This is a genomic window from Xanthomonas hortorum, from assembly GCF_040279205.1.
GTDB classification, from domain to species: domain Bacteria; phylum Pseudomonadota; class Gammaproteobacteria; order Xanthomonadales; family Xanthomonadaceae; genus Xanthomonas; species Xanthomonas hortorum_F.
The window spans coordinates 22598-29033 of sequence record NZ_JBEOLS010000064.1; the positions used below are offsets into that span (position 1 = coordinate 22598).

The following is a 6436-nucleotide window of genomic DNA, read 5'->3' on the forward strand; positions in this document are numbered from 1 at the left end:
CACATGCCCGCTGGCAGCATCAAGCCACGTCCAGATCTAGCCCCCAATGAGTCCGCCATGAATTCAACTGCGCTTCCCGCCCGGTCCTGGGCAATCCATCCATTCCATGCCGCCGTGCTCGGTGGCGTATGGCCACTGTTTCTCGGCGCGCTACTGAGCGACTACGCTTACTGGAGCACTTACCAGGTCCAGTGGAGCAACTTTGCTTCCTGGCTGCTGGTCGCGGCGATGGTGCTGACCAGCATTGCGCTGGTGTGCGCGATCGTCGGATTCGCGCGTGGAAGCCGCAACGTCATCTACATCATCGCGCTCGGCGCGGCGTGGATCGTGGGCTTTTTCGATGCCTTGCATCATGCGCGTGACGCCTGGGCAGTGATGCCGGCGGCACTGGTGTTTTCAGCGATCGCAACCGCGTTTGCGCTGGTCGCAACCTGGGCGGGATTGTCCGGCCTGCGCGTAGGAGGTGCACGATGAAGCGTCAAACCCTCACGATCATTGCAGTGTCCGTGCTCGCTGCAGCACTGGCCGCCTGCAGCAAGGCGCCCGAGCTCAATCAGCGTGGCGCCACTCCGGAGTTGCCGGAGCCCGACCGCGGGCTGATGCCCGACATGACCATCGCCAAGCCCACCGCGTGGGGCGACCGGCGTCCGACCGTGCCAGCCGGCTACCGCATCGCTGCGATCGCCACCGACCTGGGCATTCCGCGCCAGACCCTGGTGTTGCCCAATGGCGACATTCTGGTGGCCGAGGGTCGCGGTGGCGGCGCGCCCAATCTCAAGCCCAAGGACGTGATTGCCGGCGCGATCAAGGCCAAGGGCAATACATCGGTCAAGAGCGGCAACCGGCTGACCTTGTTGCGCGATGCCAATGGCGACGGCACCTATGAGCTCAAGACCGTGTTCGCCGAAAACCTCAACGCGCCTTATGGGCTCGCGCTGATCGGCAACGCGCTCTATGTCGCCAACCAGGATGCGTTGGTGCGCTTCGACTATCGCGAAGGGCAGACCAAGGCGAGCGGCGCGCCGGCCAAGGTCACCGACTTGCCCTCGGCCATCAACCATCACTGGACCAAGGCGCTGACCGCCAGTGCAGACGGGCGTTACCTGTATGTGGCGATCGGCTCCAACAGCAACATCACCGAGCGCGGCATGGCGGTGGAAATCGATCGTGCGCAGGTCTGGCAGGTAGATCCGGCAACCGGTGCGCACAAGCCCTACGCGACCGGCATCCGCAACCCCACCGCACTGGCGATCCAGCCGGGCAGCGGCGTGTTGTGGGCCGTGGTGAACGAGCGCGATGAAATCGGCCCGAACCTGGTTCCCGATTATCTGACCTCGGTACGCGAAGGCGGCTTCTATGGCTGGCCTTACAGCTACTGGGGCAAGAACGTGGACAGGCGAGTGATGCCGCAGGATCCGCAAAAGGTCGCATCGGCCATCACTCCCGATTACGCATTGGGCTCGCATGTCGCCGCACTCGGCGTTGCATTTTCATCTGCGGCGATGGGCACACAGTTTGCCGACGGTGTGTTCGTTGGCGAACACGGCAGCTGGAACCGCGACCCGCCGGTCGGCTACAAAGTGGTGTTCGTCCCGTTCCGCGATGGTCGCCCGGCAGGCGATGCGATCGACTTCGTCTCCGGCTTCCATGGCGATGATGGCTTGACCCGTGGCCGTCCGGTCGGCGTCACCGTCGACCCACGTGGTGCGCTGATCGTTGCTGACGACCTGGCCAATACCATCTGGCGGGTCACGCCCGATGCCGCGCCCAACGCCGTGCCGAATCCCGCACCTGAGGCGGCGCCCGCTCCGGCGCCCGCTTCACCAAACTAGGCGGCGCAGCGACTCACTGCCAATGCCCGGTTCCGCAAGGAGCCGGGCATTGACGTGTCTGGAACCGCAAAAACAGCTGGCCTGTTGCGATCCTCACCCATGCAGCTGAAGACGTTGCACGCGTGCAAGCAGCCGGCTCGCCAGACCAGTCTCTTGCCCCTCAAGCGACGGCCCCATCGTGACCCGCAATGCCGGAGCGCGCAGCCGGCCGGGTGGCAGGCAGATCAACACGCACGGCGTCTTCGCCAATGCGGCATGCAGCGAGGAGCGCCAGACGCCGCGACGCACCACGGCATCGTGTTCGACCACCAGCACATCGGCGCGGGCACGTTTGAGCAAGCTGGCGATTTCGCGCCGTGGGTTGCCCACTGCCACGTGGATGCGCACGCGTAAGTCGTCGTCCTGCAACTGCGCGGCAAGCTCGCTCAGCCAATGGCTGGCTGCCGATTCGGTCAAGGGTTGGTCGTTGAACAGGCTGTCCATCAGCAAGCCCTCGCTGATATCTGGCATCACATGCAGCAGATGCAGGTCTGCGCCGCGACGACGGGCCAGCGCTGCCGCATCGCGCAAGGAGTCCAGGCTGGTTTCGCGGCCGGTGATCCAGCAGGCGACATGCCCACCCACTGCGCCATCGCGCGGCAGCGCCTCGGCGTAGGGCAGGGTCAGCATCGGCGTGGCCACACGCTGCAGCACCCGCGCACGCAGGGAGACATGCAACGGCCGCGGCAGGCCGGTGCGTTCGGAGGGCGGCATGATCAGCAGCGCATCGTTGCGGCTGCGGCAGAACGAGACGATGCCGGCGGCCGCCGGGCCGCTGCTCAGCGCACGCTCGCAGCGCGGGTAGTTGGACGCTTCGGCAAAGAAGGAGTCCAGCGATTGTTGCGCCTGCGCACGCTTGCCCTTGGCATGCACGTGCAGGATGGTCAGGCGTGCACGCAGGCGGTCGACCAATTGCGCCACCGTCGGGATCGCGGCATGGCAAGTCTCGGAAAAGTTGGTGGCAAAGATCAGGTGGGTGGGCGTGGTCTGCATGGCTGTGTCCCTGGTCAGTAGATGAAACCGTCGATGGCGCGCACCTCGCGCAGCGGCACGCGCTGGCCGAGCATTTCGCGCAAGGTCAATTCGATCCCGCGCGACAACGCGGTCATCGGGGTGTCGTGCACGGTGTTTTCGAACGGGTCTTCGATCGCGCTGCTGGCGCTGTCGATCGCAATCAAGGTGAAGCTGATCAACACCGAGGCGATCGGCATCGCCAGGCCCATGCCAGCGATCAGGCCAAGCGGCACCAGCCAGCAATACAGGTTCACCAAGGCGCGCGGCAGCGACGAAAACTGGCGTGGCAGCGGCGTGTTCTTGATGCGCTCGCAGGCGCCCTGGATATTGGCAAGCGTGGTCAGGTTCGCATCCAGCGACGACCAGCGCAGGCTGTCGAGCATGCCCAGGGCACGCGCCTGCTGCAGCTGTTGCCCCAGGCGCAGGGTCAGGGCATTTGGGATGTTGGCATAGACGCGCAGTGCATCGGCGCGCTCTGCGCCGAGCAGCCCGGCCAGTTCCGGAAACGGATTCTGCTTTCGCAGATGGCAGCGCAGCGCATGCACGAAGGCGACCTGATGCACCACGATGTCGTCGCGCAGTGTGACCTGCTGTGGATCGGCTGGATCCACATCCAGCGCGGTCAGCGCCTGACGGGCGATCGCACGCGAAGTGTTCACCAGCGAGCCCCACAGCTGACGCGCCTCCCACCAACGGCCATACGCGGCATTGGCGCGGAACGCGAGGAAGATCGTCAGCGCCGATCCCAGCTGCGCAAGCGGCAGTGCTTCGATCGACAGCCAATGCCAATCGACAAAGGTGTACAGCCCGGCCACCGCGCAATCGAACGCCAGCAGCACCAGCAAGCGCTTGTAGGTCTTTGGCCAGATACGGCGCAGCGGAAACGTATCGCGAAGAATCATGGGAGGCGGCATCGACGTGGGTGCCGCCATTACACCCAGCCTCCACGGATGTGTCTGCCATCCTTGTGCCAGCGTTGGACAGGCACTGCGCCGTCCAACGATGCCGTCCAGCTATCTTTCGATAGGATGCAATAAGCGGGCGCCGCCGCAATGCTGTTGCATGAGCACAGCTGATTGATGATTGGGAACGTGGTGAAGCAATGGACAGACTGAGGTTGCCGTTCAAATGGCGCGGGCAGGTGGTCAGGCTCAATCGAGCTCCCACGCTGTGGGCGTCGCTGGCCATGCTCGCGCTGCTGGTGCTGGCCGAGTGGTACTCACACCTGGGCGTGTCGCTCGGGCTGCTGTACATCCTGCCGGTGGTGCTGGCGGCGACCGTGCTGTCGCGGCGAAATATCGTCATTGCCGCCGTCGCCTGTGCGGCGCTACGCGGTCTGTTCGTCACCGAAGAATCGTTGGTCGAGCAGGCCTTGCGCTTCTTCATGGCCACCATTGCCTACGCCGGCTGCGGCCTGCTGGTGGCCGAGATCAGCCGCACCCGCCGGGTGATCCTCTCGCACTACGTGCAGCTGCGTGCCGAACAACGCCTGCGCCGGCGGCTGGAGCGGCAACTGCGCCTGCTTGCCGAGAGCAGCCCCGCCGCGCTGCTCACCGTAGCCGGCGATGGCCGGATCGTCGCGGCAAACCGCGCCGCCCACGAAATTCTCGACATTGCCGAGGAGGGCGGGCTGCAAGGGCGCGCCGTGCGCGACTTCCTGCCGCTGCTCGACGATGCGCTCAGCATGAGCGCCAACCTCGACGGCATGCGCACCTCGGCCAGCACCTGGGGCCGGCGCGACGATGGCAGCACCTTTCCCGCAACCACCTGGTTCTCGGTCTACGAAGACAGCGAGGAGCGCCATCTGGCCGCGATCCTGGTCGACACCAGCGAAGAAGTGCGCGCGCGCGAATCGGCGCACTTCGATGACCTGCTCAAGAACAATCGCTTGCTCGCCGGCGCCGTCTCGCATGAGATCCGCAACCTGTGCTCGGCCGCTGGTGTGGTGACCTCCAATCTTGCCCGTCATCCGGCCATCCACGCCGATCCGGACCTGGCTGCATTGCAAAGCCTGGTCGCCGCATTGATGGAACTGGCCTCGTTCAACCTGCGCCGGCAGACCCCGCATGCGGCGCACGAGACCCGCCTGCAGACCTTGTGCAGCGAGTTGGACGTGATCATCCGCTCGGACTGGGACGACATCGATGGCCAGCTGGTCATTCAGATCCCGGCAGATTTCCCGGCCGTGCACGGCGACCGTCATGCGCTGTTGCAGGTGCTGCTCAACCTGGCACGCAACGCGCTGCGTGCGGTGCAGCCGTTGCCACAGCCGCGGCGGCAGTTGATCGTCAGTGCCCGCATGGAGCAGGGCAGTGCGGTGTTGAGCGTGCGTGACACCGGCCCGGGCATCGCCGAGCCCGGGCGCTTGTTCCAGCCGTTTCGCAGCGATAGCGATGGGTCCGGATTGGGGCTCTACATCTCGCGCGTCTTGATGAGCAATCAGGAGGGCGCGCTGCGCTACGCACCGGGAGGCGAGGGTGCCTGCTTCGAGCTGCACATGCCGCTTGCGCATGCACCACTGGCGGAGACGCTGGATGGATGAGTCGCGGCGTAATCCGGTGCGTCTGTATCTGCTCGATGACCACACGCTGTTCCGCGAAGGCCTGCTGCGCCTGCTCGGCGCCGACGCACGCTTCGATGTGGTCGGGCAATCCGGCAACCTGGCGCAGGCGATCGTGCAGATTGCATCGCTGTCACCGGACGTGGTCATCCTCGATTACGACATGGGCGAATACAACGCGCTGGACTACATGCGGCGGCAGGCCGACCAGGCCAAGCGCCCGGCAACCCTGGTGGTCACCGCCGGGCTCCCCGAGCGCGATGCGTTGGCATTGATACGCCTGGGCGTGTCGGGCATCTGCCGCAAGGATGTCTCCACCGACGAGCTGATCGACAGCATCCATGCGGTTGCGATGGGCCGTGTGTTGATCGACCAACGCTACCTGCAATCGCTGGTTGCCCAGGACACGCAGGAAAGCCGCCCCAGCTTTACCGAACGCGAGCGCGAAGTGCTGCGCGGCCTGTTGCGTGGCCAATCCAACAAGTTGATCGCCCGCCAACTCGGCAGCTCGGAGAGCGCCATCAAGGCCACCTTCCAGCAATTGTTCAACAAACTGGACGTGCGCTCGCGCAGTCAACTGGTGATGGTGATCCTGCAGGACTATCGCGATCTGGTGTGAGCCTTGCCACCCTGATGGACATGCGCCGTTTGCTAGCATGCAAGCACCTGAAACTGCGAAGGCAACAGCATGGCGCCAACCACATTTCCCGAGCCCGAGCTGTTCTTGCCAGGGCAGGGCGAGCCATCGCTGCGATGGGGCATCCTGGGTCCAGGGCTGATCGCAGCGGCATTCGTCAGCGCGCTACGCAAGCACACCATGCAGCAGCCGTTCGCGGTCGCCTCACGCAATCGTGCGCGTGCTGGTGTCGACTCCCCGTAATTCAATGCCAGCTAAAACTAGAGGTCTTCGGTTGATGTTGATCACGGAACTCGGCGGGCGTTAGCCCGCCCAGGCTGTCGTGCGGGATCTGCTGGTTGTAGTCGGCCAGCC

Annotated in this window: 6 protein-coding genes and 1 pseudogene; 5 read left to right on the forward strand and 2 right to left on the reverse strand. The window is 64.9% G+C overall.

Going from position 1 to position 6436, the window contains the following annotated elements; genetic code table 11:
- The first annotated feature begins 57 nt into the window (after positions 1-57).
- Together ABS769_RS19120 and ABS769_RS19125 are read left to right on the forward strand one after the other, a co-directional pair.
- Positions 58-474 (forward strand): hypothetical protein, encoded by a 417-nt coding sequence (locus ABS769_RS19120; protein ID WP_317061576.1) that lies wholly within the window; start codon positions 58-60, stop codon positions 472-474.
- On the forward strand, positions 471-1832 hold the full coding sequence (locus ABS769_RS19125) for a PQQ-dependent sugar dehydrogenase (RefSeq protein WP_317061546.1): 1362 nt from the start codon (positions 471-473) through the stop codon (positions 1830-1832). Before ABS769_RS19120 ends, ABS769_RS19125 begins: the two co-directional genes overlap by 4 nt.
- Positions 1833-1925: 93 nt before the next feature.
- On the opposite strand, the gene ABS769_RS19130 is transcribed toward ABS769_RS19125, so the two are convergent.
- Entirely contained in the window at positions 1926-2864 is a 939-nt protein-coding gene (locus tag ABS769_RS19130) for a universal stress protein (protein WP_317061547.1), read from the reverse strand.
- A 14-nt stretch (positions 2865-2878) separates the two neighbouring features.
- The gene (locus ABS769_RS19135) at positions 2879-3787 is read right to left on the reverse strand and encodes a bestrophin family protein (protein WP_176340946.1); all 909 of its coding nucleotides are present in this window, start codon (positions 3785-3787) and stop codon (positions 2879-2881) included.
- A 200-nt stretch (positions 3788-3987) separates the two neighbouring features.
- Here ABS769_RS19135 and ABS769_RS19140 point away from each other — a divergent pair, with 200 nt between their 5' ends.
- From ABS769_RS19140 to ABS769_RS19150, 3 genes and pseudogenes are all read left to right on the forward strand, one after another.
- Positions 3988-5427 carry a PAS domain-containing sensor histidine kinase gene (locus tag ABS769_RS19140; RefSeq protein ID WP_317061548.1) on the forward strand — a complete coding sequence of 480 codons (1440 nt, stop codon included), beginning with the start codon at positions 3988-3990 and terminating at the stop codon, positions 5425-5427.
- The gene (locus ABS769_RS19145; RefSeq protein WP_176340948.1) at positions 5420-6064 is read left to right on the forward strand and encodes a LuxR C-terminal-related transcriptional regulator; all 645 of its coding nucleotides are present in this window, start codon (positions 5420-5422) and stop codon (positions 6062-6064) included. The genes ABS769_RS19140 and ABS769_RS19145 overlap by 8 nt, the downstream gene beginning before the upstream one ends.
- A gap of 69 nt (positions 6065-6133) precedes the next feature.
- Positions 6134-6307, forward strand: a pseudogene (locus ABS769_RS19150) (gfo/Idh/MocA family oxidoreductase); the annotation flags it as partial.
- Positions 6308-6436: the final 129 nt, after the last annotated feature.